Source organism: Bradyrhizobium sp. UFLA06-06, from assembly GCF_054820065.1.
Map to the genome: position 1 here is coordinate 118406 of NZ_JADFUD010000010.1, position 21821 is coordinate 140226.

A 21821-nucleotide genomic window follows, 5' to 3' on the forward strand; every position below is an offset into this window, starting at 1 on the left:
GAAGCGGTTTTCCGGAAAGATCATGCTCGAATAAGGAGGCCAAAGCGCGAGTATTGCGCTTTGGCGCACAGGAACCTGCGCGCCGTTTCCCGGTTAGCTCCCGGACAGATCAGGGAGCGTGACGATGGACAAGGATCGGATTTTCGGAACGGCGAAGGAGTTCGCGGGCAAGGCCGAAGGCGCGGTCGGCGATGCGACCGGCGATGCGCAGACCCAGGCCTCAGGCCGCGTGCGCGAAGCCGCAGGCTCGGTGCAGGATCTCTACGGCCAGGCCAAGGACGCCGCGCGCGACGCCGCCGACACCGCGGTCAACTACGCCAAGGACGCCTATGAGCATCGCGGCGAGACCGTTCGCAGCGGACAAAAGGCGATGGCGCATGCGGTGCAGGAGAACCCGCTGGGATCGCTGCTGATCGCCGGCGGCATCGGCTTTGCGCTCGCGCTCCTGATGACGCGCCAGCCGCGCCGCCCGCCGCCGTCGCGCTGGCGCTATTACGGTTGATACCATCTCGCCCACCGTCATTGCGAGGAGCTCGCGACAAAATTGCAAAGCAATTTTGCGCTGAAGCGACGAAGCAATCCAGCCGTCCGCGCGTGCGGATCGATGGATTGCTTCGCGGAGCCTGTCATCGGGCGCGCGTTCGCGCGACCCGTTGGCTCGCAATGACGTGGATGTAGCGTCAATTCTATCGGAAGGCGCGCGGCCTACTGCCACGGATTCCCCGGCACTCCGGCCCGCTGTCCGACGCCGCGCGGCGGGCGCGGCGGCGGAGCGACCAGCGGGCGCTGCTGCGGCGCACCGAACCCGAACAGATCGCGCAGCCAGGGCTGTGTCTGCGGCTGCTGTTGCGGCTGGGCCTGGGTCTGGGCCGGCCGGAACACACGCCTTGGCGGCTTCGGCGCGGTGATGATCGAGCCGTCGGGCGCGATCGCCGTGGTCGAGGGCGGCGGATTGGCCGGCCCGCCCGCCGGCGCGGCGGGCGTGGTGGCGGCAACCGGAACATCGCCCTTGGCCTGCTCGCGGCCCATCTCGCGGCGCGGCCAGACGAAATCATCGGCGCGGCCGGCGGGCGGCGCCAGCGCCTCGCCCTTCACCAGCGTGCGCGCGGCGAGCGCATCGACAGCGGCGGGCCGCGAGCCCGGTCCGCCGAGCAATTGATCGGTGCCGACCGTGGAGGCGACCAGCGGCAGCACCGGGCCTGCCAGCGGCCGCGGCGAGGGCTTGCCGGGCTCGGCGCTGGTATCCGGCGTCGCCGGTTCGCTCGGCAGCGCGATCGGCCCGGAGCGCACCGCGAGCAGGCGCGTCACCTCGCGCTCGACATAATGCGCGAGCTTGCGCGCGCCGGCCTTGGTGAAGAACACGCCGTCATCGGTACGCAGCTTGCGGGGCTGGCCTTCAAAGTCCGGGCCCTTCTGCATGAAGCGGCCGGCCTCGTCGACAAAGCCGTCCCAGACGTCGACATAGGTGATGCCGGCCTTGCCGGCGCCGTCGCGATAGAGCGCGTCCAGGAACAGCATGTCCGACGTGCCCTTCTGGCCGCGGATCGCGGGCAGGCCGACCCACAGCACCGGCACGCCCTTGCTCTTCAGCACGTTGATCAACTCCTCGATCTTCTTGCCGTAGAGCTCGACCCAGCGGTCGTCGCGGAATTCATAGAGGCCATTGGGCGAGCGCGCGGTCTTTTCCGGCGCGCCCTGCTGATCGTTGTCGGCGTCGTCGGCCGGCGGCTCGGCCTCGACCGGCTTGCCGTCCGTCTTGGCGGCGGCATCGGGCTTGTCGCCGGGCTTGGCCTCCGGCTTGCCGCGCGCGTCCTTCTTCTCGTCCTTCTTGTCGACCTTCTTCTCCACGACGGATTCGCGGATCGCGGTGCGATCGTTGAGGCCGAGCATCACGACGATGGCGTCGGGGTTCTCTGTGGCGAGAATGCCCTTCGCGGCCGCGGCCCAATCCGCCGGGTCGCCCTTGGGCTGATAGCGGATCAGGCCGGAGACCGTCTTGTGCTTGCGGATCACGCCCATGTCGGGCTGGTCGGAATAGGCATCCTCCAGGCCGTAGCCGAGCCAGTCGGCCATGGCGTCGCCGATGACCAGCACGTTGCGCTCGGCGGCGGCCTCGCGCTTGGCCGGCGCCGGGGCGCGCGAGAAATCCTCGCGCGGCCGCTGCGGCTGCGATGATTGCGGCTGCTGCTGCTGGAACGGCGCAAAGAAATCGCCGCCGAACCAGCCGCCACCGCCATGCTGCGGCGGAGCGCGGCGCTGTGGTTGCGGCGGTCCGCCGCCGAAGCCGGGGAAGCCGAAGAATTGCGCCGAGGCGGGCTGGGCAATGCCGATCAACAGCGCAAGCGCCACCGTCAGCGCGACCAGCGGACCGGCTTCGGTGAATATGCGCAGGAAGGACTTTGGCTCTCGCATCGCGTTCGGTCGCAAATGATCTGGAAGTACGTGAGCATACTAGCGGAATCGGGCCGCAAGCGGGCAGCTTTTCCACCATAAATCGGGTGCCTCCGGCCGCCGTCAAGGCAGCCGGCAAATATCGGATTTCACGGTTACTTTTGGGGTGGAGGGGCGGATGTCGCCCCGACGGAACCGTGCCCCGATCTCGCTTGCGGCGGGAGGGGGAGGCAGAGCCGCAGCCCGGGTGGAGCGAAGCGTAATCCGGGACCAGAAGCCTTCTCCTTCCCCCGGAAAGGGGGAAGGTTGGGATGGGGGTCAGCCACACGCACCGTCGCTCGTGGAGAGACCCGATCCCCACCCGCTTTGCTCTCTCGAGCAAAGCGACCTCCCCTTTTCAAGGGGAGGTGAAGAGGCTTCGTAGGAGCCCTATCGCCCCCGCAGACGCTCCAGCACCTCGGAGGTGGCAAAGCCGTCGGCCGGTGCCCCGATCGAGACCTGGAAGCCGCGCAGCGCCTCGCGGGTCTGGCCGCCGAACTGGCCGTCGGGCGTGCCCTTGTAGAAGCCGCGCTGGGCGAGAAGCTGCTGCAGTTCCAGCCGTTCGGCGCGCGACAGCACCCGCTCCTGGCGCGGCCAGGGCTGCGCGAAGGGCTGGCCGCCGCGCAGGCGGTCGGCGAAATGGCCGATGGCGAGCGCATAGGCTTCCGCCGGGTTGTACTTCATGATCACCCGGAAATTCTGCAGCATCAGGAAGCCGGGCCCCTCGGCACCGGCCGGCGCCAGCAGATAGGCCTTGTCGGACGGCCGCGGGAACGGCTGGCCGCCTGGCCGCTTGAGGCCGAGATGCTCCCATTGCGACAGCGGCATCGCCTTGGCGCGGTCGGCCAGCATGTAATTGAGGCCTTGCGGCAGCACGACCTCGTAGCCCCAGCTCGCGCCGGTCTGCCAGCCGTCCTTCTTGAGATTGTTGGCGGTCGAGGCGATCAGGTCGCTCGGATTGTCGACGACGTCGCGGCGGCCGTCGCCATCGCCGTCGACGGCATAGCGCTTGAACGCGGTCGGCATGAACTGGGTCGGGCCGAACGCGCCGGCCCAGGAGCCGCGCATCTGCTCGGGACTGAGGTCGCCGCGGTTGAGGATCTCCAGCGCCGACAGGAACTCGTCCTTGAAATAGGCCTGACGGCGGCCGATGCAGGCGAGCGTCGCGGTCGACTGCACCACGTTGCGATCACCCATCTGGGTCGAGTAGTTCGACTCGATGCCCCAGATCGCCGCGATGATGTAGCGATCGACGCCATAGGCCTTCTCGGTGGCGTCGAACTGCGGCTTGTATTTCGCAAGGACCTCGCGGCCCTTGGCGAGCCTGGTGTCGCTGACCAGGATGTCGAGATAGTCCCAGATCGCCTTGGTGAATTCCGGCTGCGAATCCATCAGGTCCATGATGCGCAGATCGGGCGTGAGGCCGGCGGTGAAGCGCTCGAAATTCTCTTGGCTGATGTTGCGTCGTGCGGCATCTGGCCACATCGCTGCGACGCAGTTCGGGAAGTCCGACGCGGCCTGGCGGATCGCCGCAGCCGTCATCAGCGGATGGCCGGAGGCGCCGTCTTCACCGCTCCATGGCGGCGCTGCGCCATCCTGTCCGGTCGCGGCCTGCGGCGGCGTCGCATTCGGTCCGGAAAAGATGCTGTCGATCAGGTTGGTCAGGCCGTTGCCCGCCGACTGGGCTTGCGTGCTGCCGGGCAGCAGCAGGGCCAGCGCGATCAGGCTCGCGCCGAAAAGCTTGGTCCTTGATGTTCCCATCGCGCGCATTTGTCGTGTGCCTGTCAAAATCGTGCTGTTCCAGAAGGCCCCGGCACGGTTTCCAATAACTTAACAAGGGCGAGATTTTGTTGCGGCCCGCATTGGCTGACGGGAACGGCGGAATTAAGCCGCACCACACATCCGCCTTTGTTGGCGGCTGCAAAACGGGGTACCAAAGGCATGATTCATTTCGTGCCGCCGTCCCACCCATTTCAAGGCTTCCGATAATCCCATGAAGATCCGCAAAGCCGTATTCCCCGTCGCCGGTCTCGGTACCCGCGTGCTGCCCGCCACCAAGGCGATGCCGAAGGAGATGCTGACGATCGTCGACAAGCCGCTGATCCAGTACGTGGTCGACGAGGCCCGGGAAGCCGGCATCGAGCATTTCGTGTTCGTCACCGGCCGCAACAAGGGTGTCATCGAGGATCATTTCGACCGCATGTTCGAGCTCGACACCACGCTGGCGCAGCGCGGCAAGAAGACCGAGCAGGATATCCTGGCGCAGAACCAGCCTGAGGCCGGCGCGATGAGTTTCACCCGGCAGCAGGCGCCGCTCGGGCTCGGCCACGCGGTGTGGTGCGCGCGCGATATCGTCGGCAACGAGCCGTTCGCGGTGGTGCTGCCGGACGAGCTGGTGCTGAACACACCGGGCTGCCTGAAGCAGATGATCGATGCCGCGAGCAGGCTTGGTGACAAGTCGAATCTGATAGCGGTCGAGGCGGTGCCCGACGAACTCACCCATCAATACGGCATCTGCAGCGTCGGTAAACGCAACGGCAACATCTTCGAGGTCGACCGCATGGTCGAGAAGCCGCCGCAGGGCACCGCGCCGTCCAACCTGTCGATCACCGGTCGCTACATCCTGCAGCCGGAGATCTTCGACATCCTGGCCACGCAGGAGCGCGGCGCCGGCGGCGAGATCCAGCTCACCGATGCGATGATCGGTCTTGCGAAGACGCAGAAGTTCTACGGCGTGGAGTTCGAGGGCGAGCGTCACGATTGCGGCTCAAAGCCCGGCTTCCTCCGCGCCAACATCGCCTTCGGCCTCAAACGCCCCGAACTGCGCGATGGCCTGATCGCCGAGATGAAGAAGTACCTGGAGAAGTAGGGGCGCCGCCTCATCTCGTCATTCGCCGCGAGAATGCGGACGTATGATTCACAGACAGCGCAACATATTCGATGTCGTCTCTGCGAAAGCAGGGACCCATGCTCCGCAGCAGGCGTAGTGAATGGGACTCGTCGTTCCAGCGTTGCTCAACAATGAGCATTCGTGGTGATGGGTCCCTGCTTTCGCAGGGACGACAGCTGTAAGCGTGGCGCGCTTGGTGCGGTAAACACGGACGGCATCGTCTCCACTACACAGCCGAGATCACGCCACCTTCCTTCGCCCCGCGCGTTTCGCCGGCTCCTTGGCGCCATCCTGCTTCGGCGCGCGCAGGGCGCGGGCGGCGAGGCTGACGACCTCGGAGATCTGCTGGAGCTGCGCGGCGAGCGGAGAGGTCTTGCGCCAGACCATGCCGATGGTGCGCGACGGCTGCGGGTGCTTGAAGCGCGAGACGGTGACCGGTGCGGAGCGCGTCTCCACCGTCACCGCCATCTCGGGGATCAGGGTGACGCCGATGCCGGCGCCGACCATCTGCACCAGCGTCGACAGCGAGCTCGCGTCCAGCACCTCGCGCGGCGGCGAGGACTGCATGTTGCAGAACGACAGCGCCTGGTCGCGGAAGCAGTGGCCTTCCTCGAGCAGCAAGAGCCGCATCTCGCGCAGCATCTCGGCGCTCGGCACCGGCGTCTTGGCGTCCTCGCCCGGCCGCACCAGCAGGAAGTTTTCCGAGAACAGCGCGACCTCGGTCAGCGACGGTTCCGATACCGGCAGCGCCACGATCGCGGTGTCGAGCCGGCCCTCGGCGACCTCCTTGATGAGCTTCGGCGTCAGCGTCTCGCGGACATGGATGTCGAGCTCGGGATGCAGCCGCGCCAGGTTCTCGATCACCTTCGGCAGCAGATATGGTGCGATGGTCGGGATCATGCCGACCCGCAGCCGCCCGGCAAGCTTGTCGCGCGAGGCGCGCGCGAAGTCGCCGAGTTCGTCGACCGAGCGCAAGATGTCGCGCACGCGGCGCAGCAGGTCCTCGCCGAATGTGGTCAGCGTCACCTGCCGCGCATTGCGTTCGATCAGCACGCCGCCGACCGCCTGTTCCATTTCGCGGATCTGCATCGACAGCGCCGGCTGCGACACCGCGCAGGCATCCGCGGCGCGCCCGAAATGGCGGTGGTGGGCCAGAGCATCAAAATACCTGAGTTGCCGGAGTGTGACATTTATCATCAGATAATCTTATCGACGCGATCACTAAAGTCAATTTCCTCTGATGGATTGGGTTGCGTAGAATCGTTCTTGGAAGAGCTCCAGCGCATTCCAGAATCCATCACCTCGGAGAAGAAACATGGACGCAAAAACCGACGAAGGCGCGGGCAAATGCCCATTCACAGGCGGGCCTCGCGGGCACTCGAATCGTGACTGGTGGCCGGAGACGCTCGACGTTCAGGTGCTGCATCAGAACTCCAGCCTGTCCGATCCGATGGGCAAGGGTTTTGACTACGCCAAGGAATTCAAGAGCCTCGATCTCAATGCCGTGATCAAGGATCTCACGGCCCTGATGACGACGTCGCAGGAATGGTGGCCGGCCGACTTCGGCCATTACGGCGGCCTGATGATCCGCATGGCCTGGCACTCGGCGGGCACCTACCGCATCACCGACGGCCGCGGCGGCGCCGGCGCCGGCCAGCAGCGTTTCGCCCCGCTGAACAGCTGGCCCGACAACGCCAACCTCGACAAGGCGCGCCGGCTGCTGTGGCCGATCAAGCAGAAATACGGGCGCAAGATCTCGTGGGCCGATCTCATGGTCCTCGCCGGCAACGTCGCGCTGGAATCGATGGGCTTCAAGACGTTCGGTTTTGCGGGTGGCCGCGCCGACGTGTGGGAGCCGGAAGAGCTGTACTGGGGTCCGGAAGGCACCTGGCTCGGCGACGAGCGCTACAGCGGCGAGCGCCAGCTCTCCGAGCCGCTCGGCGCGGTGCAGATGGGCCTGATCTACGTCAACCCGGAAGGCCCGAACGGCAATCCGGACCCGGTCGCTGCCGCGAAGGACATTCGCGAAACGTTCTTCCGCATGGCGATGAACGACGAGGAGACCGTTGCGCTGATCGCCGGCGGCCACACCTTCGGCAAGACCCACGGCGCGGGTGATCCGTCGCTGATCGGGCCGGAGCCGGAAGGCGGCGCGCTCGAGGATCAGGGCCTCGGCTGGAAGAGCAAGCACGGTACCGGCGTCGGCGCCGACGCGATCACCGGCGGCCCCGAGGTCACCTGGACCCAGACGCCCACGAAGTGGAGCAACCACTTCTTCGATAACCTGTTCAAGTACGAATGGGAGCTCACGAAGAGCCCCGCAGGTGCGAAGCAGTGGAAGGCGAAGGGCGCGGCGGCCGACATTCCGGACGCGTACGACCCGTCGAAGAAGCATGTCCCGACCATGCTGACCACCGACCTGTCGCTGCGCTTCGACCCGGCTTATGAGAAGATCTCGCGCCGGTTCTACGAGCATCCGGATCAGTTCGCGGACGCTTTCGCCCGCGCCTGGTTCAAGCTCACGCACCGCGACATGGGTCCGATCCAGCGTTACCTCGGCCCGCTGGTGCCGAAGGAGACGCTGATCTGGCAGGATCCGGTGCCGACGCTCGATCACGCCGTGATCGACGACAAGGATATCGAGGCGCTCAAGGCGAAGATCCTCGCCTCGGGCCTGTCGGTGTCCGAACTGGTGTCGACCGCCTGGGCCTCGGCCTCCACGTTCCGCGGCTCCGACAAGCGCGGCGGTGCCAATGGTGCACGCATCCGTCTTGCGCCGCAGAAGGACTGGGATGTCAACGAGCCGGCTCAGCTCAAGACTGTGCTGAGCAAGCTCGAAGCCATCCAGAAGGAGTTCGGCAAGAAGGTCTCGCTGGCCGATTTGATCGTGCTCGGCGGCGCGGCCGCGATCGAGAAGGCGGCCAAGGACGGCGGCACCAATGTGAAGGTCCCCTTCACGCCGGGCCGCACCGATGCGACGCAGGACCAGACCGACGTCGAGTCCTTCGCTCCGCTCGAGCCGCGGGCTGACGGCTTCCGCAACTATATCGGCGGCAAGCATCAGTTCCTGCAGCCCGAGGAAGCGTTGGTCGACCGCGCGCAGCTCCTGCGGCTGACCGGACCGGAATTGACGGCCCTCGTCGGCGGCCTGCGCGTGCTCGGCGCCAATGCCAAGAAGTCGAAGCACGGCGTCCTCACCAGCAAGCCGGGGACGCTCACCAACGACTTCTTCCTCAACCTGCTCGACATGGGCACGGTGTGGAGCGATGCCGGCCAGGGCGTCTATGAGGGCCGCGACCGCAAGACCAAGGCGGTGAAGTGGACCGGCACCCGCGTCGACCTGATCTTCGGCTCGCACTCGCAGCTGCGGGCGTTCGCCGAGGTCTACGGCCAGTCCGACTCCAAGGAGCAGTTCGTGAAGGACTTCGTCGCGGCCTGGGCCAAGGTGATGAACGCCGACCGCTTCGACCTCGTGAAGTAAGCGGCGAGCAAACGGCAATCAGGGCAGGGCGGCGCTTCGGCGCCGCCCTGTTTCATTTGGGGGACGACGAGGAAGGATTTTCGCGGTTTGCCGATTCCGTTCAATCATGCAGCTTCATGTCGCGGATCATCTCCTCGAACTCCGCTTGCGTCGGGGCCGAGAGTGGGACTTGCGGCGCGCTGCTTGTCGCGGTGGGCACGTCGCATTGCCAGGCGCCGCGCCGCGGCTCGAAGATTGCGGTCAGGCTCGCCCAGCAGACGAGGAGGGCTACGATCCAGTCCAGCACATTGGATGCCGTCATTGCAGCACCAGCATCAGCATCAGCATTTCCATGCCCTGATGCTGCAGCCGAGTCGGGCTTCGCGCAATTCGGAAGCTACGAAACGTAACTTCGGCGCTGCCGATTCAATTGTCCCTCGTCATTGCGAGCGAAGCGAAGCAATCCATCTCATCCCTTGTGCAAGGATGGATTGCTTCGTTGCTAACGCTCCTCGCAATGACGCGCGGTTGGAATTGAGCGCAATCCGCACGTTGTGCGGTCGCTATTACAGTGGCTATCCGGTCCGCGCGCGGCGGCCTTCGATCGGATAGGCGGGGTCGTTGAAGCCCGGCGTCGAGGGATGGCCGGTGACGACGAGGCGGTCGATCAGGGCTTCGTCCTCGGCGGTGAAGCGATAATCGAGCGCGCGGATGTAGTCGTCCCATTGCGCTTCGGTGCGCGGGCCCGCGATGACGGCGCTGACGAACGACGAGTTCAGCACCCAGGACACTGCGAACTGCCCGGCGGTGATGCCGCGGCTCTCGGCGTGGCGCTTGATCTGTTGCGCGAGCTCGAGCGATTCCGGCCGCCACTCGGTCTGCATCATGCGCTTGTCATTCCGCCCCGCACGCGTGTCCGCGGGCGGCGCCGCGTCGGGGGCGTATTTGCCGGTCAGCACGCCACGCGCCAGCGGGCTGTAGGGCACGATGCCGAGCCCGTAATAGGCGCAGGCCGGAAAATGCTCGACTTCGGGCATCCGGTTCATCGCATTGTAATAGGGCTGGCTCGCGACCGGACGGTCGATGCCGAGCCGGTCGCAGATGTTGCAGATCTCGGCGACGCGCCAGGCGCGGTAGTTGGAGACGCCGAAATAGCGCACCTTGCCGTCGCGGATCAGGTCGCCCATCGCGCGCACGGTCTCGTCGAGCGGCGTCGTGTGATCTTCCTTGTGCAGATAATAGACGTCGATGTAGTCGGTGCCGAGCCGCTTCAGGCTCGCGTCGGCGGCCTGGAACACCCAGCGCCGCGACAGCCCACCGTGATTGGGGTCGTCGCCGATCGGATTGGCGAGCTTGGTGGCAAGCACCCAGTTCGACCTTCTGTTCGAAATCGCGCGTCCGACGACCTCCTCGGACTTGCCGCCATTATAGGCGTCGGCGCTGTCGATGAAGTTGATGCCGGCCTCGCGCGCCTTCGCCACGATCCGCGCCGAGGTCGCCTCGTCGGTCGGTCCGCCGAACATCATGGTGCCGAGGCAGATCGGCGAAACCTTCAGGCCGCTGCGGCCAAGCTGGCGATATTGCATCGGGCACTCCCTCCGGTGTCATTCCGGGGCGATGCGCTGGCATCGAACCCGGAATCTCGAGATTCCGGGTTCATCGCTGCGCGATGTCCCGGAATGACGGGATCAACTCTCGTTCTTCAGGATCTTGAACACGCCGTTGGCCATCGCGATACAGCGCTTGTCGACGGTCACCTCGGCCGTGATGAAGATCAGGCTGCGGGTCGAGCGTACCACACGCGGCCGCGTCGTCAGGATCTCGCCGATCTTGCCAGCCTCGACGAAATGGGTGTCGAGCTGCACGGTCGCAAGCGTCGGCTTGCCCGAGACGAAGCGTGCGGCCATGCCGCAGGCGCGGTCGGCGAAGGTCATGATCACACCGCCCTGCACGAGGCCGCGGCGATTGTGGTGCTTGTCCTCGGTGATCAGGGCGAGTTCAAGCGCGCCGTCCTTCAATCGTTCCCACAATGGGCCGATCAGCGTCAGGAATCCCGTGGTTTCGGCGATCTTCCAGCCGTCGGATTTGAGTTTGTCCGCGGCCTTGGCCGTCATGAGGTGGGGTCCGTTGCTTGCTGATGATTGATCGCAGGAGGCATGTGGTAGCAGTCATTTCATCAAACGCTGTTGTGTTGTAGTCAAGGTCAATGGCCCGCACATTTGACGATGCCACCCGGCAGAATATCGCAGAGCTCTGTGCCGCGTTCGCGCGCCTGGCGCCGGCGGACGCCGCGCCGACGCTGAAGCGCGCGGCGGTCGCGATCGCGCTGACCGAAGGCGACGACGGCAGCGGCACGGCGTTCCTGCTGACCCGCCGCAGCGCGCGCCTGCGCGCCCACAGCGCGCAATGGGCGCTGCCGGGCGGGCGCTGCGATGCCGGCGAGACGCAGGCCGAGGCCGCGCTGCGCGAATTGCATGAGGAGCTCGGGCTCGCACTGTCGGAGCGCGAAGTGCTCGGCATGCTCGACGATTATCCGACGCGGTCCGGCTATCTGATCACGCCGGTCGTGGTCTGGGCCGGCGCGCATGCGGCGATCATCCCGAACCCGGATGAGGTCGCCTCCGTTCATCGCATCGGCCTCGATGCGATCGAGCTGGAGGACGCGTTCAGCTTCGCGACGATCCCGGAAAGCTCGCGCCGCGTGATCCGCTTCCGCCTCGGTGGCCAGCAGATCCATGCGCCGACCGCCGCGCTGATCTATCAGTTTCGCGAGGTGCTGGCCGGTCGCAGCACCCGCGTCGCCGAACTGGAGCAGCCGGTATTCGCATGGAAGTAGCGACGATGACGCTATTTGTGACGCCGCTTGCGGGCGTTCATCTTCATTGATTTCCCCTGCGCACCAGGCGAATGCGCCGCGGCCTCGGGTTCCGGAGGCGCCCGCGACACATTCTCGTAACAGGTGAAGCGTGAACGCGTATCCGGAAACGATCCGCAGTCCGGACGCTCGGCGCGCGCCGGTGCGGCGAGCGTCAACGCGCAGGCGGCAACCAGCCAGACGGTCATCCTCATGGCAGTCTCTCCACTGCTTCGTTCCGAAAACACCGCATTGTGGCGAATATTCTGCACTGATCGCGGCATCCGGCCGCTGCGATCCGGACAATTCCGGGCTGACTTCGCAGCCGTGCTTGCTACAACGAGGCCATGCGCCCGCAATTGATTCGCCTGTGCCCTGGATTTGTCGCGCTCGCGCTCGCCGCCGGTGCGCCGTCCGTATTTGCCGGCGAGGCCGGCGCGTTGCCGCCTTCCGTCGCCAACGCGATGGCGCAGGCATCGCCGCAGGCGATCATGGAATATCGCCGCAAGCTGCAGGAATATCAGGAGGCGCGCGCCGCCTTCGAGCAGGACGCGAGCGCCTATTGGAACGCGATCGCCGAGAAGAGGCGCGGCCGCAACGCCAAGCGGCGCGACCGCGTGCAGATCTCGCTGGACGATTACGTGCTGCAGCAGCCGCCGGTCTATGAGGGTCCGAAGCGGCCGGTCAATCCGGCTCCGGAAGAGGAGGAAGGCAAGCCGCCGCGTCCGCCCAAGACGCTTCCGGTAGCCTCCGATCTGGTCAGGGCGGCGGCCGAGCAATTCCAGTTCACGCCGCAGCGGCCGGCCAGCGAGGTCGAGTTCAAGCGCGCCTATGCCCGCTACGCGCGCGCTGCGGGGCTGACGCCGGAGCAGGCGGTGCGGGTCTATTCGTTCGAGACCGGCGGCACCGGCACCTACGACGTGCAGGCGGGCATCGAGCACGGCGGCAAGCGCGCCATCTCCACCGCGATGGGCTACAACCAGCTGCTCACCACCAACACCGTCGAGCTATTGGCCGAGCAGGGCCATGAATTCGTGCGGGACCTGACCGAGCGGGTCGCGAGGACGCAGGGGCCCGCGCGCAAGGCGATGGAGCACAAGCTCGCGGTGCTGAAGAAGATGGTCGCGTTCACGCGCACCGTGCCCGACGATTGGTCGGCGCATCAGCGCCTCGCCGACACGCCGCAGGGCTGGGCGTGCCATGCCATGGTGCTCGACATCGATGTCGGCCCGATGCTGCAGACCCACAAGCTACTGACCTCGGTGATCTTCGCCCGCAACAAGGGCTACAGCCGGCCGCTGACCGCGGCCGAGCTCGAGATGATGAACCTGACCGGCGACGGCACCGGGCTCGACATGGTGACCATGCCGCAGGCGATGCGTGAGCAGGTGCCGACCTCGAACTTCTTCCAGCGCTCAGGCTACGAGCGCAACCCGGTCGCCATTCGCCACAACACGGTGGCCAGGCTGCTTGCCGTCACCAACGAGCGGATGGACTTCAACAGCAACAAGCCCGGCGCCCGGGAATTGGTCGCCGCGTTCTGAGGTCTGCCGAGCAACGTCAGTTCGAGCCGAACTTGAACTTGCCGTCGCCCTCGAGATAGGGCCCGGAGCGCATGTAGAGCTGGCCGTTCTGGCCGATGAAGAACAGCGTCCCCTTCGGCACCTTCTTGGCGCCCTTCAGCAGCGTGCCGGCGTTGTTGGTGCCCATCTTGTAGGACCAGGTCTTGCCGTCCTTGTCATAGGCGTAGCCCATGTCGGGCTTCAGCTCCCAGGGCGCCGCCTCCTGCGCGAATGCGCAGGTCGTCATCGCGGCAAACGCCGCAGTCGCAATAAAAGTCTTGGTCAAAAAATGCGTCATGATCCACCTCCGGCCGAGAAAACGGCGTCGTCCCCACGTTTCTGAACAAATCACGAACGATATTCGCGCGTCAATACGACAATCGGCGCGACCGCTCGCGCGGATCGGCGACTTTGTGAATTCCCGCATCAAGCTTGGCGACTATTTTCGCGTTACCGTTTACAAACGCTTGGATTGCCGGAAACACGACCTTGGGATGATCAGGATGAACCACGTCATGAAGATCGGAATCGGTGTCGCTCTGTCGTTCATGACGCTGGCGTCAGTCGCGCAGGCGGACGAGTTCAGGCTCTCCAACAATCAGCGGATCTCCTGCAGCCGCGGCCTGTCCGCCGGCAAGCTCAACACCGCGACCTGCAAGTCCTACGCCTATCTGTTCAACGCCAAGACCTCGGAATACTTCCGCTGCCAGGTCTCGCTGGCGCTGACGCGGGACAACAAGGAGGTCATCAATGTGCAGGCCGACGGCGGCTGCACCAAGAAGCCGCGCATCTTCGAGACCGACGGCAATTACACGTTCGACGCCACCGAGACCGAGCCGCCGAACACCAACTCGTTCTTCGGTCCGGGCGGCTATGCGATCTGGGCGAGCGACGTCAACACCCAGAAGATCCGCGGCTGCATCACCATCTCGTCCGGCCTTGGCTCCGACATCTCGAAATGCCTCGACATGACGTTCCAGTGACGGCGGCGCGGGTCGCGTGATGCGCAAGCTGCGTCCGGCCCCGCTGTGCCGCTCCTGGCTGTTTCTCGAAGGCGCCAACGAGGAGGTGCTGCAGCACGCGGCCGCCAGCGGCGCCGACGTGCTGATCCACGAGCTCGAGGATTTTACCCCGCCGTCGCTGCGCCCGAAGGCGCGGGCCCTGGCCGCCGAGCTCTACGCGGCCTGGCGGGGCCGAGGCATGGTGGTCGCGGTCCGCGTCAATCCGCTGGACCAGGACGGCATGGACGATCTCGCCGCCGTGATGCGCGGACGTCCGGATATCGTCGCGCTGCCGAAGGTCGCCGAGCCGCACCATGTCGTCTGGCTCGACGAGGCAGTGACGCGGTTCGAGCGCGACTACGGTATCGCCGAGGGATCGACGTCGCTGCTGCCGAATATCGAGTTCGCGCGCGGTCTGGTGCAGACCGGTGCGATCGCCATGGCGAGCCGGCGCATCATCGGCTGCCTGATGGCCTCCGAAGACCTCGCCGCCGATCTTGGTGCAGAGCGCGGCAACGATGGCCTGGAGCTGGCTTACGCGCGGCAGCGCTTCATCGTCGAATGTCGTGCCGCGGGCGTCGTCGCGGTCGATTGTCCCTACACCTGGAGCGACGCTGAAGGCGTCGAACGCGACACGATCTGGGCGCGACGGCTGGGTTACACCGCAAAGAGCCTGGTCGATCCCCTGCATGCCTCGATCGTCAACGGCGTCCTGACGCCGAGCGAGGAGGAGATGCGCCGGGCGGGCAGGATCGTCGCGGCGTTCGAAGCGGCGCGGACAAAGGGCTTTGGGCGCGTCGAACTTGACGGCTCGTTGCTGGAAGTCCCGACCTATTCCAACGCAAAACGTCTGATCGCGCGCGGCGAAGCGCTGCGCGCGATCGATCGCGACGTTCGGGCCTGATCAGTGGCCACGCCTCAGGAGGCCGGCTCTTTCTCCGAGAAATGCATGCGTGAGCGGGCGAACTTCTTGACACCCATCGGCTTGCCGAACAGGTAGCCCTGGACCTGATCGAAATCCATTTCATGCGCGGCGAGAAAGTCCGCGCGCGTCTCGACCCCCTGGGCCACGACCTGCGCGCCATTGTCGTGGGCCAGCTCCACGACACGCCGGCATACCGTCTGCTTCAGGCGCTGATCCGCGCAGCCGGTGACGAATTGATGGTCGACCTTGAGCTGGACGAACGGAAAGTTCGGCAGTCCCAGCAAAGACGGCCAGTTCGCGCCGACATTGTCGATCGAGATGCCGATATTGTGCAGCCGAACGCGCCGGGCGACATCGATCGCCAGATCCAGATTATCGACCACCTCGGTGCTGTCGATCTCGATCAAGAGGCCCGCGAAGGCCGCATGATCCGGCATCCGGTAACAGAGCTCGCGCACGGCATGATCGTCGGCGAGGAAGGAGATCGGCAGGTTGATAGAGAGATTGACCGGCCCGGTCTGCTCGAGGAGGTAGCGCCAGTCCTCGATTGCGCGCTCGATCACGAACTCGGACAGCGCATGAAAATGCGGATCGCTTTCGTCCGGGATGAAGTAGGCCGGCGGCACGACTCCCCAGGCCGGATGGCGCATCCGGATCAGCGCCTCGGCGCCGCTCGGCACCAGCGTCCGGAGATGAATTTTCTGCTGATACCACAGCTCGAGCCAGCCGGCCTTCAGCGCTTCGGGCACGTCCACAGCCGGGCTCGGCGCGGGTTCAAGCGGCATCAACGACGCAAGACTGTCGCGAAGGGTTCCGGCGCTGAACGGCGTCGACAGCGCCGGCAGCATGGCAATGCCGTACTCATCGCCGATTTGCCGGACCGCCTTGACGATGATCGAGTCCGGCTGACCGATGACGAGGACCTTTCCGTCATAGTCCTTTCTCACCAAAGTCTCGAGAATTTTACTGACTTCGATGCCGTCCACGGACACGCCGAGCACCAAAAGATCGGGCCGTTCCGCGTCCAGAACGGTGTCGAGTTCCAAAGCCTGACTGCATTCACTGGTGATGAAGCCGAGGTCTTCCAGCGCCTCCGCGAGGAAGGTCCGAAGGTGTTTTTTGCTGTCCGCAATGCATGCGCGTGGGGTCAGCTTGCGATGTCCGAACCAGCCGGCTCGCGTGCGTTCGATGTGACTGATGTGATTCATGCCCCGCCTTGTCCGTAGTTACCCCGGCTTGACTCGTACATCCTAGAGCGGCGGCAATCATGGAAATTTCTGGATCATACATTGATTGCCCCGCTAACCTTAAAGGATTCAATTCGATTCAAATGGTGCTGGAATCGCGACGTCTCACCGCTGTTACACGTGCAACAAATGCGTCATCTGACATTCATAAGCGCGATCGCGTCCGACTTTGCACATCGGCAGAAACACTGTGCGCGTGTGTCATCGAGAGACGGCGTTAATGACTGTGTTGTCGCGCCGATGCAGACGCGGAACTGCGTCATTGTCGGACATCGGATCGCATCATGCAGAGTGCTCCGCAGAGCGCCGATCGCGAATCAGATCACCCGTTTTATGATGCCGATGCAGTTGTGCGTGACGTCGTCGTTGCCGCTCGCAACGTCTCCGGCATCAACGCGCAGTAGCCGATCAGCCCGGCACAAGCGACGGCTGCAAGGAACAGGAATGCAGCGCTGTAACCGGCGTGGACGACAATGAATCCGGCGGCAGCCGTGCTCAGCGCGGCGCCGAGGCCGGTCGCCGTGGCGATCGCGCCCTGGCTGATGTTGAAATGCCCAGTACCGTGCGTGAGATCGGCAACCACGAGCGGGAACAGCGCGCCGAAGATCCCGGCGCCGATGCCGTCGAGCAATTGCACCGACACCAGCCAGTATGGATTGTCCGACAATGGATAGAGCGCGCCGCGAGCAGCCAGCACCGCGAGCGCCACGGCGAAGATCGGCTTGCGGCCCCAGACGTCGGCCTTGCGTCCGACCAGCATCGCGATCGGCACCATCACGATCTGCGCCGCGATGATGCAGACCGACATCAGCGAGGTCCCGAGGTTGCGATTGACCAATGCGAGCTTCTGTCCGACCAGCGGCAGCATCGCCGCATTGGCGAAATGAAAGATCACGGTCGAGACCGCGAAGATCAGCAGCGGCCTGCAGGTCAGCAGCACGCGGAAGCCGGATGGCCGGTCATGCGACGCGCCGTGCTCCTCCATATCGTCGAGCCCGCGTGCGATCTGGTGATCGATGGCGGCGGGTGGGATCGACAGCGTCGCGGCGATGCTGGCGAGCGCCATCGCCGCGAGCAGCCAGAACACGACCACGGGACCGAACCAGTAGGCAGTGCCGCCGGCGATCGCCGCGGCCACCGCGTTGCCGGCGTGATTGAAGGCTTCGTTGCGGCCGGTCCGCGCCGCGAACGCCTTGGGTCCGACAATGCCGAGCGTCACCGCGGCGATCGCCGGCGCGAATACCGAGCCGCTAGCGGCCGCCAGCGCCTGGGTGGCGGCGACCAGCTCGAACCGGTCGAGCAGCGGCAGCAGGAGGCACGCGGCGGTCACGGCAATGGCGGCGGCGATCATCAATCCGCGCTTGGCGCGGCTGCGGTCGATCAGGGCGCCGGCCGGGGTCTGGGCGAGGATCCCGGCGATGGCCGCGATCGACATCACCGAGCCGATCGAGGCCTCGTCCCACTTCCGTTCGGTCAGGAGGTAGATCGCCAGATAGGGGCCGAGCCCGTCCCGCACGTCGGCGAGGAAGAAGTTCAACGCATCAAGCGCGCGCTCAACGGTCGTCGTCCCGGACGGCCGCAAGTCATACCTCGCGGCGGGATTGCGCATCTCAACCCGCCCGCAGGCGGAGAGTTCCCGCGCAGGTAAAGTGGTGTTGCCATCAGGGATTTCCGCCGCGCATGCGTCATTTGGATGGGTTGACCCGGCGGGGGTGTCCGGCCAATTTCCGGCCGGCTTAAGGGGAGAATAATACTCATGAATTCCAAGTTGATGGCTGCCGCGATCGTGGCAGCCAGCGTTTTGTCCGCGCCTGTCGCACAGGCCGAGCAGTTCATTAACGTGCTCACCGGCGGCACCTCCGGCGTCTACTATCCGCTCGGCGTCGCGATGGGGAAGATCTACGGCGACAAGATCCCCGGCGTGAAAACCCAGGTGCAGGCGACCAAGGCCTCGGTCGAGAACCTGGTGCTGCTGCAGCAGGGCCGCGGCGAAATCGCCTTCACGCTCGGCGATTCGCTGAAGGCGGCCTGGGAAGGCGACGCCGAGGCCGGCTTCAAGAACAAGCTCGACAAGCTGCGCACCATCGGCGCGATCTATCCGAACTACATCCAGATCGTCGCAACCGGCGAGAGCGGCATCAAGACGCTGGCCGATCTCAAGGGCAAGAGCCTGTCGGTCGGCGCGCCGAAGTCCGGCACCGAGCTCAACTCGCGCGCGATCCTCGCGGCCGCCGGCATGAGCTACAAGGATCTCGGCAAGGTCGAGTACCTGCCGTTCGCCGAATCGGTGGATCTGATGAAGAACCGTCAGCTCAACGCCACGCTGCAGTCCGCCGGCCTCGGCGTCGCCTCGCTGAAGGACCTCTCGACCTCGAGCGAGATCACCGTGGTCGCCGTGCCGAAGGAGACCGTCGACAAGATCGGCCCGCCCTTCGTCTCCGTGATCATCCCGGCCAACACCTATACCGGCCAGGACAAGGACGTGCCGACCGCCGCGGTCGTGAACTACCTCGTGACCTCGAGCGCAGTGTCGGACGATCTCGCGTATCAGATGACCAAGCTGGTCTACGAATCGCTGCCGGAACTCGCCAACGCCCACGCCGCGGGCAAGGAGATCAAGCTCGAGACCGCCGCGACCGGCAGCCCGGTGCCGCTGCATCCCGGCGCGATCCGCTATTACAAGGAGAAGGGCCTGATCAAGTAGGGCCGAGACGTCTGCTCCTTTGTCATTGCGAGGAGCCAACGGGTCGCGCGAATGCGCGCCCGATGACAGGCTCCGCGACGAAGCAATCCATCTCTCCCCTTGTGGCGCGATGGATTGCTTCGCTTCGCTCGCAATGACGGGGCGCGTTTTTCCTGTCCCGGCTTTCGGTGGGCGGACTCAGTGGATATAAGCGTCGCGGGCACGGCGGGGGGACTAATCATATGCAGCAGCAGGTTGAGGGCGAGCAGCCCATCAAGGTTGAATTCGACAATTTCGAGCATGGCTTTCCGGAAGGCTTCGGCCCGGGCGCCTGGGGGCATCTGGCCTATGCCATCGGTCTCGCCTTTGCGGTGTTCCAGCTCTATGTCGCGGCCTTCAACTACCTGCCGAGCCAGGTGGTGCGCGGCGTCCATGTCGGCTTCCTGATCCTCCTGACCTTCGGCCTGATCGGCAATTTCACCGCCAAGACCGATTTCGGCCGCGCGGTGAGCTGGATCGTCGGCGCCGCCGGCTTCCTCTGCGGGCTCTATCAGTGGATCTTCTATGCCGACCTGATCGCCCGCGACGGCGATCCGACCAACATGGACCTCGCGGTCGGTACGCTGCTTGCGGTCCTGATCTTCGAGGGCACGCGGCGGCTGATGGGGGCGGCGCTGCCGCTGATGTGCGGCGCCTGTCTGCTCTACTGGTTCTTCGGGCAATATCTGCCGTCGCCGTTCAACCATCGCGGCTATGACTTCGATCAGATCGTCACCCATCTCTCGTTCGGCACCGAAGGCTTCTATGGCGTGCCGATCTACGTCTCGGCGACCTACATCTTCCTGTTCATCCTGTTCGGCTCGTTCCTGGAACGCGCCGGCATGATCCAGCTGTTCACCGACGTATCGCTCGGCCTGTTCGGCCGCACCCGCGGCGGCCCCGCCAAGGTCGCGGTGTTCGCTTCGGGCATGATGGGCACGATCTCGGGTTCGGGCGTCGCCAACGTCGTCACCGTTGGCCAGTTCACGATCCCTTTGATGATCAAGTTCGGCTATCGCCGCGCCTTCGCCGCGGGCGTCGAGGCCACCGCTTCGATGGGCGGCCAGATCATGCCGCCCGTCATGGGCGCGGTCGCCTTCATCATGGCCGAGACGCTCGGCGTGCCCTATTCGGACATCGTCAAGGCCGCGGTGATCCCGGCGATCCTCTACTTCGCCTCGGCGTTCTGGATGGTGCATCTGGAGGCCGGCAAGCATGGGCTCGTCGGCATGAAGCGCTCGGAGATCCCGAGCGCCTGGAAGGCGCTGGTGGCACGCTGGTATCTCGTGCTGCCGCTCGCGGCGCTGGTCTACATGCTGTTCGAGGGCTTCACGCCGCTCTATGCCGGCAGCATGGGACTTGCGCTCACGGTCGCGCTGATCCTCGGCGCCAGCATCACGCTCGGCTTCTCCAACACCGTCGTGCGCTACATCTTCTGGATCGGCCTTGCGCTGGTGGTTGCCGCGGTCTCGCGCCACGGCATCGAGATCGTTCCGGTCGCCAGCGTCGTTGCCGGATTGATCGTCATCGCGGCGATCACCCGCGGCGGCCGCGCCACGCTGAAAGCCTGCCGCGACTCGCTCGCCGACAGCGCCAAGTCGGCGCTGACGGTCGGCATGGCCTGCGCTATCGTCGGCACCATCATCGGCATGATGACGCAGACCGGCGTCGGCACCATCTTCGGCAGCTGGATCATCGGGCTCGGCGCCAAGAGCCTGTTCCTGGCGCTGATCATGACCATGCTGCTGTCGATCCTGCTCGGCACCGGCATCCCGACGATCCCGACCTACATCATCACCGCAGCGCTGGCTGCGCCGGCGCTCGCCAAGCTCGGCGTGCCGCTGATCGCAAGCCACATGTTCGCGTTCTACTACGGCATCATGGCCGACCTCTCGCCGCCGGTCGCGCTCGCCGCCCTGGCGGCGGCGCCGATCGCCAAGGAGAATCCGGACAAGATCGGCTGGGAGGCGATGCGGATCGCGCTGGCCGGCTACGTCATTCCGTTCATCTTCGTCTATTCGCCGGCGCTGATGCTGCAGACCGGGGATCCGATGGCCGCGCAGCTCGGCTTCTACGGCGCGGTGGCGCTGGCGACCTTCAAGGCGCTGGTGGCGATCGTATTGTTCGGCATCGTCGCGATCGGCTTCCTGTTCACGCGGCTGACCTTCATCGAGATCCTGGTCGCGTTCGGCGCCGCGCTCTGCCTGCTCGGCGATTTCCCGTTCTCGGATACGGCGGGCTTCACGCTCGCCGCTGCTGTCGTGCTGTGGCAATGGCGGCAGCGTCCGCGCAATGCGGTGGCGGCGGCTTGAGCCTCTGCCTCGCTTCCGCGGGTGTCGTGAAGGCGCTGTCGATCGCAGCCTTCACGCTGGCCTGGACGCATTCGATCGAGAAGACCGCCTGGCAGGAGGACTGGCAGGTGACGCCGGCCGGGCTGACGCTGCTACAGGCGCGCATCAAGGGCACGGGCGCCGGCATGGAGCCGCCGCCGGAGGCGCGCCTCATTGGTGGCTGGTTTCAATGGTCGCCGCCGGCGGTGCCAAGGGCGGAAGTCGTGCTCGGCAATTCCGGCGCCGCGGGTGAATGGCACCTGTGCCAGGAGGGACGCTGCCAGACGCTATCGGAGATTTTCGGGCATCCGATCGGTGCTAATGTCACGACGATGAGTGTTTGCAAAAATCCGTAGCCCGGGATGGAGCGAAGCGTAATCCGGGAACAGTAGCCCCGGAT

The 21821-nt window shown here is 65.4% G+C and carries 20 protein-coding genes; 10 read left to right on the forward strand and 10 right to left on the reverse strand.

The window, feature by feature from the left end; all coding sequences use genetic code 11:
• Nucleotides 1-124 precede the first annotated feature (124 nt).
• Nucleotides 125-502: a CsbD family protein gene (locus IF803_RS11565; protein ID WP_028334740.1), complete on the forward strand. Its 378-nt coding sequence runs from the start codon at nt 125-127 to the stop codon at nt 500-502.
• Nucleotides 503-705: 203 nt separating this feature from the next.
• On the opposite strand, the gene IF803_RS11570 is transcribed toward IF803_RS11565, so the two are convergent.
• Nucleotides 706-2412, reverse strand: a complete 1707-nt coding sequence (locus tag IF803_RS11570; RefSeq protein ID WP_304498505.1) for an SGNH/GDSL hydrolase family protein — start codon at nt 2410-2412, stop codon at nt 706-708.
• Between the two features lie 408 nt (nt 2413-2820).
• Complete coding sequence (locus IF803_RS11575) at nt 2821-4200, reverse strand: lytic murein transglycosylase (protein WP_461192215.1); 1380 nt, start codon at nt 4198-4200, stop codon at nt 2821-2823.
• 223 nt (nt 4201-4423) lie between these two features.
• Between IF803_RS11575 and galU the strand changes: the two genes are divergently transcribed.
• A complete protein-coding gene (gene galU / locus IF803_RS11580; protein WP_461192216.1) occupies nt 4424-5299 on the forward strand; it encodes a UTP--glucose-1-phosphate uridylyltransferase GalU in 876 nt (291 codons plus the stop codon).
• Nucleotides 5300-5560: 261 nt separating this feature from the next.
• Here the strand turns inward: galU and IF803_RS11585 are convergent, their stop codons facing one another.
• Nucleotides 5561-6517, reverse strand: a complete 957-nt coding sequence (locus tag IF803_RS11585) for a hydrogen peroxide-inducible genes activator (protein ID WP_028342619.1) — start codon at nt 6515-6517, stop codon at nt 5561-5563.
• 118 nt (nt 6518-6635) lie between these two features.
• On the opposite strand from IF803_RS11585, the gene katG reads away from it, so the two are divergent.
• Complete coding sequence (gene katG / locus IF803_RS11590) at nt 6636-8801, forward strand: catalase/peroxidase HPI (protein ID WP_461192217.1); 2166 nt, start codon at nt 6636-6638, stop codon at nt 8799-8801.
• 100 nt (nt 8802-8901) lie between these two features.
• Here the strand turns inward: katG and IF803_RS11595 are convergent, their stop codons facing one another.
• The 3 genes from IF803_RS11595 to IF803_RS11605 all read right to left on the reverse strand — a co-directional run bounded on the left by IF803_RS11595 (nt 8902) and on the right by IF803_RS11605 (nt 10894).
• Nucleotides 8902-9102: a hypothetical protein gene (locus tag IF803_RS11595; RefSeq protein ID WP_461192218.1), complete on the reverse strand. Its 201-nt coding sequence runs from the start codon at nt 9100-9102 to the stop codon at nt 8902-8904.
• A gap of 253 nt (nt 9103-9355) precedes the next feature.
• Nucleotides 9356-10366 (reverse strand): aldo/keto reductase, encoded by a 1011-nt coding sequence (locus IF803_RS11600; RefSeq protein WP_461192219.1) that lies wholly within the window; start codon nt 10364-10366, stop codon nt 9356-9358.
• Nucleotides 10367-10468: 102 nt separating this feature from the next.
• On the reverse strand, nt 10469-10894 hold the full coding sequence (locus IF803_RS11605; RefSeq protein WP_016845608.1) for a PaaI family thioesterase: 426 nt from the start codon (nt 10892-10894) through the stop codon (nt 10469-10471).
• 92 nt (nt 10895-10986) lie between these two features.
• Here IF803_RS11605 and IF803_RS11610 point away from each other — a divergent pair, with 92 nt between their 5' ends.
• Nucleotides 10987-11616 (forward strand): NUDIX hydrolase, encoded by a 630-nt coding sequence (locus tag IF803_RS11610; RefSeq protein WP_461192220.1) that lies wholly within the window; start codon nt 10987-10989, stop codon nt 11614-11616.
• Nucleotides 11617-11627: 11 nt separating this feature from the next.
• On the opposite strand, the gene IF803_RS11615 is transcribed toward IF803_RS11610, so the two are convergent.
• Complete coding sequence (locus IF803_RS11615; protein WP_244435874.1) at nt 11628-11849, reverse strand: hypothetical protein; 222 nt, start codon at nt 11847-11849, stop codon at nt 11628-11630.
• A gap of 132 nt (nt 11850-11981) precedes the next feature.
• Between IF803_RS11615 and IF803_RS11620 the strand changes: the two genes are divergently transcribed.
• Nucleotides 11982-13178 carry a hypothetical protein gene (locus IF803_RS11620; protein ID WP_461192221.1) on the forward strand — a complete coding sequence of 399 codons (1197 nt, stop codon included), beginning with the start codon at nt 11982-11984 and terminating at the stop codon, nt 13176-13178.
• Between the two features lie 16 nt (nt 13179-13194).
• Here IF803_RS11620 and IF803_RS11625 read toward each other — a convergent pair whose 3' ends face one another.
• A complete protein-coding gene (locus tag IF803_RS11625; protein WP_038386153.1) occupies nt 13195-13494 on the reverse strand; it encodes a hypothetical protein in 300 nt (99 codons plus the stop codon).
• Between the two features lie 205 nt (nt 13495-13699).
• Between IF803_RS11625 and IF803_RS11630 the strand changes: the two genes are divergently transcribed.
• On the forward strand, nt 13700-14179 hold the full coding sequence (locus IF803_RS11630; RefSeq protein ID WP_225162966.1) for a hypothetical protein: 480 nt from the start codon (nt 13700-13702) through the stop codon (nt 14177-14179).
• 19 nt (nt 14180-14198) lie between these two features.
• Nucleotides 14199-15101 carry an HpcH/HpaI aldolase/citrate lyase family protein gene (locus IF803_RS11635; protein WP_461192222.1) on the forward strand — a complete coding sequence of 301 codons (903 nt, stop codon included), beginning with the start codon at nt 14199-14201 and terminating at the stop codon, nt 15099-15101.
• 14 nt (nt 15102-15115) lie between these two features.
• Here the strand turns inward: IF803_RS11635 and IF803_RS11640 are convergent, their stop codons facing one another.
• On the reverse strand, nt 15116-16330 hold the full coding sequence (locus tag IF803_RS11640) for an EAL domain-containing protein (protein WP_461192223.1): 1215 nt from the start codon (nt 16328-16330) through the stop codon (nt 15116-15118).
• Between the two features lie 370 nt (nt 16331-16700).
• The gene (locus IF803_RS11645; protein WP_461192224.1) at nt 16701-17978 is read right to left on the reverse strand and encodes an MFS transporter; all 1278 of its coding nucleotides are present in this window, start codon (nt 17976-17978) and stop codon (nt 16701-16703) included.
• A 147-nt stretch (nt 17979-18125) separates the two neighbouring features.
• Here IF803_RS11645 and IF803_RS11650 point away from each other — a divergent pair, with 147 nt between their 5' ends.
• The 3 genes from IF803_RS11650 to IF803_RS11660 all read left to right on the forward strand — a co-directional run bounded on the left by IF803_RS11650 (nt 18126) and on the right by IF803_RS11660 (nt 21777).
• Nucleotides 18126-19073, forward strand: a complete 948-nt coding sequence (locus tag IF803_RS11650; protein WP_461192225.1) for a TAXI family TRAP transporter solute-binding subunit — start codon at nt 18126-18128, stop codon at nt 19071-19073.
• A gap of 221 nt (nt 19074-19294) precedes the next feature.
• Entirely contained in the window at nt 19295-21403 is a 2109-nt protein-coding gene (locus IF803_RS11655; RefSeq protein ID WP_461192226.1) for a TRAP transporter permease, read from the forward strand.
• Nucleotides 21364-21777 (forward strand): DUF1850 domain-containing protein, encoded by a 414-nt coding sequence (locus tag IF803_RS11660; protein ID WP_461192227.1) that lies wholly within the window; start codon nt 21364-21366, stop codon nt 21775-21777. Before IF803_RS11655 ends, IF803_RS11660 begins: the two co-directional genes overlap by 40 nt.
• Nucleotides 21778-21821: the final 44 nt, after the last annotated feature.

Bases quoted from the DNA above. Each gene is read 5' to 3' on its own strand.
- IF803_RS11615 (WP_244435874.1), bottom strand. From the start codon at position 11,849: ATGAGGATGACCGTCTGGCTGGTTGCCGCCTGCGCGTTGACGCTCGCC.
- IF803_RS11625 (WP_038386153.1), bottom strand. From the start codon at position 13,494: ATGACGCATTTTTTGACCAAGACTTTTATTGCGACTGCGGCGTTTGCC.
- IF803_RS11585 (WP_028342619.1), bottom strand. From the start codon at position 6,517: ATGATAAATGTCACACTCCGGCAACTCAGGTATTTTGATGCTCTGGCC.
- IF803_RS11645 (WP_461192224.1), bottom strand. From the start codon at position 17,978: ATGCGCAATCCCGCCGCGAGGTATGACTTGCGGCCGTCCGGGACGACG.
- IF803_RS11620 (WP_461192221.1), top strand. From the start codon at position 11,982: ATGCGCCCGCAATTGATTCGCCTGTGCCCTGGATTTGTCGCGCTCGCG.
- IF803_RS11650 (WP_461192225.1), top strand. From the start codon at position 18,126: ATGAATTCCAAGTTGATGGCTGCCGCGATCGTGGCAGCCAGCGTTTTG.
- IF803_RS11605 (WP_016845608.1), bottom strand. From the start codon at position 10,894: ATGACGGCCAAGGCCGCGGACAAACTCAAATCCGACGGCTGGAAGATC.
- IF803_RS11610 (WP_461192220.1), top strand. From the start codon at position 10,987: ATGGCCCGCACATTTGACGATGCCACCCGGCAGAATATCGCAGAGCTC.
- katG (WP_461192217.1), top strand. From the start codon at position 6,636: ATGGACGCAAAAACCGACGAAGGCGCGGGCAAATGCCCATTCACAGGC.
- IF803_RS11635 (WP_461192222.1), top strand. From the start codon at position 14,199: ATGCGCAAGCTGCGTCCGGCCCCGCTGTGCCGCTCCTGGCTGTTTCTC.
- IF803_RS11595 (WP_461192218.1), bottom strand. From the start codon at position 9,102: ATGACGGCATCCAATGTGCTGGACTGGATCGTAGCCCTCCTCGTCTGC.
- galU (WP_461192216.1), top strand. From the start codon at position 4,424: ATGAAGATCCGCAAAGCCGTATTCCCCGTCGCCGGTCTCGGTACCCGC.
- IF803_RS11570 (WP_304498505.1), bottom strand. From the start codon at position 2,412: ATGCGAGAGCCAAAGTCCTTCCTGCGCATATTCACCGAAGCCGGTCCG.
- IF803_RS11575 (WP_461192215.1), bottom strand. From the start codon at position 4,200: ATGCGCGCGATGGGAACATCAAGGACCAAGCTTTTCGGCGCGAGCCTG.
- IF803_RS11655 (WP_461192226.1), top strand. From the start codon at position 19,295: ATGCAGCAGCAGGTTGAGGGCGAGCAGCCCATCAAGGTTGAATTCGAC.
- IF803_RS11640 (WP_461192223.1), bottom strand. From the start codon at position 16,330: ATGAATCACATCAGTCACATCGAACGCACGCGAGCCGGCTGGTTCGGA.
- IF803_RS11565 (WP_028334740.1), top strand. From the start codon at position 125: ATGGACAAGGATCGGATTTTCGGAACGGCGAAGGAGTTCGCGGGCAAG.
- IF803_RS11630 (WP_225162966.1), top strand. From the start codon at position 13,700: ATGAACCACGTCATGAAGATCGGAATCGGTGTCGCTCTGTCGTTCATG.
- IF803_RS11600 (WP_461192219.1), bottom strand. From the start codon at position 10,366: ATGCAATATCGCCAGCTTGGCCGCAGCGGCCTGAAGGTTTCGCCGATC.
- IF803_RS11660 (WP_461192227.1), top strand. From the start codon at position 21,364: ATGGCGGCAGCGTCCGCGCAATGCGGTGGCGGCGGCTTGAGCCTCTGC.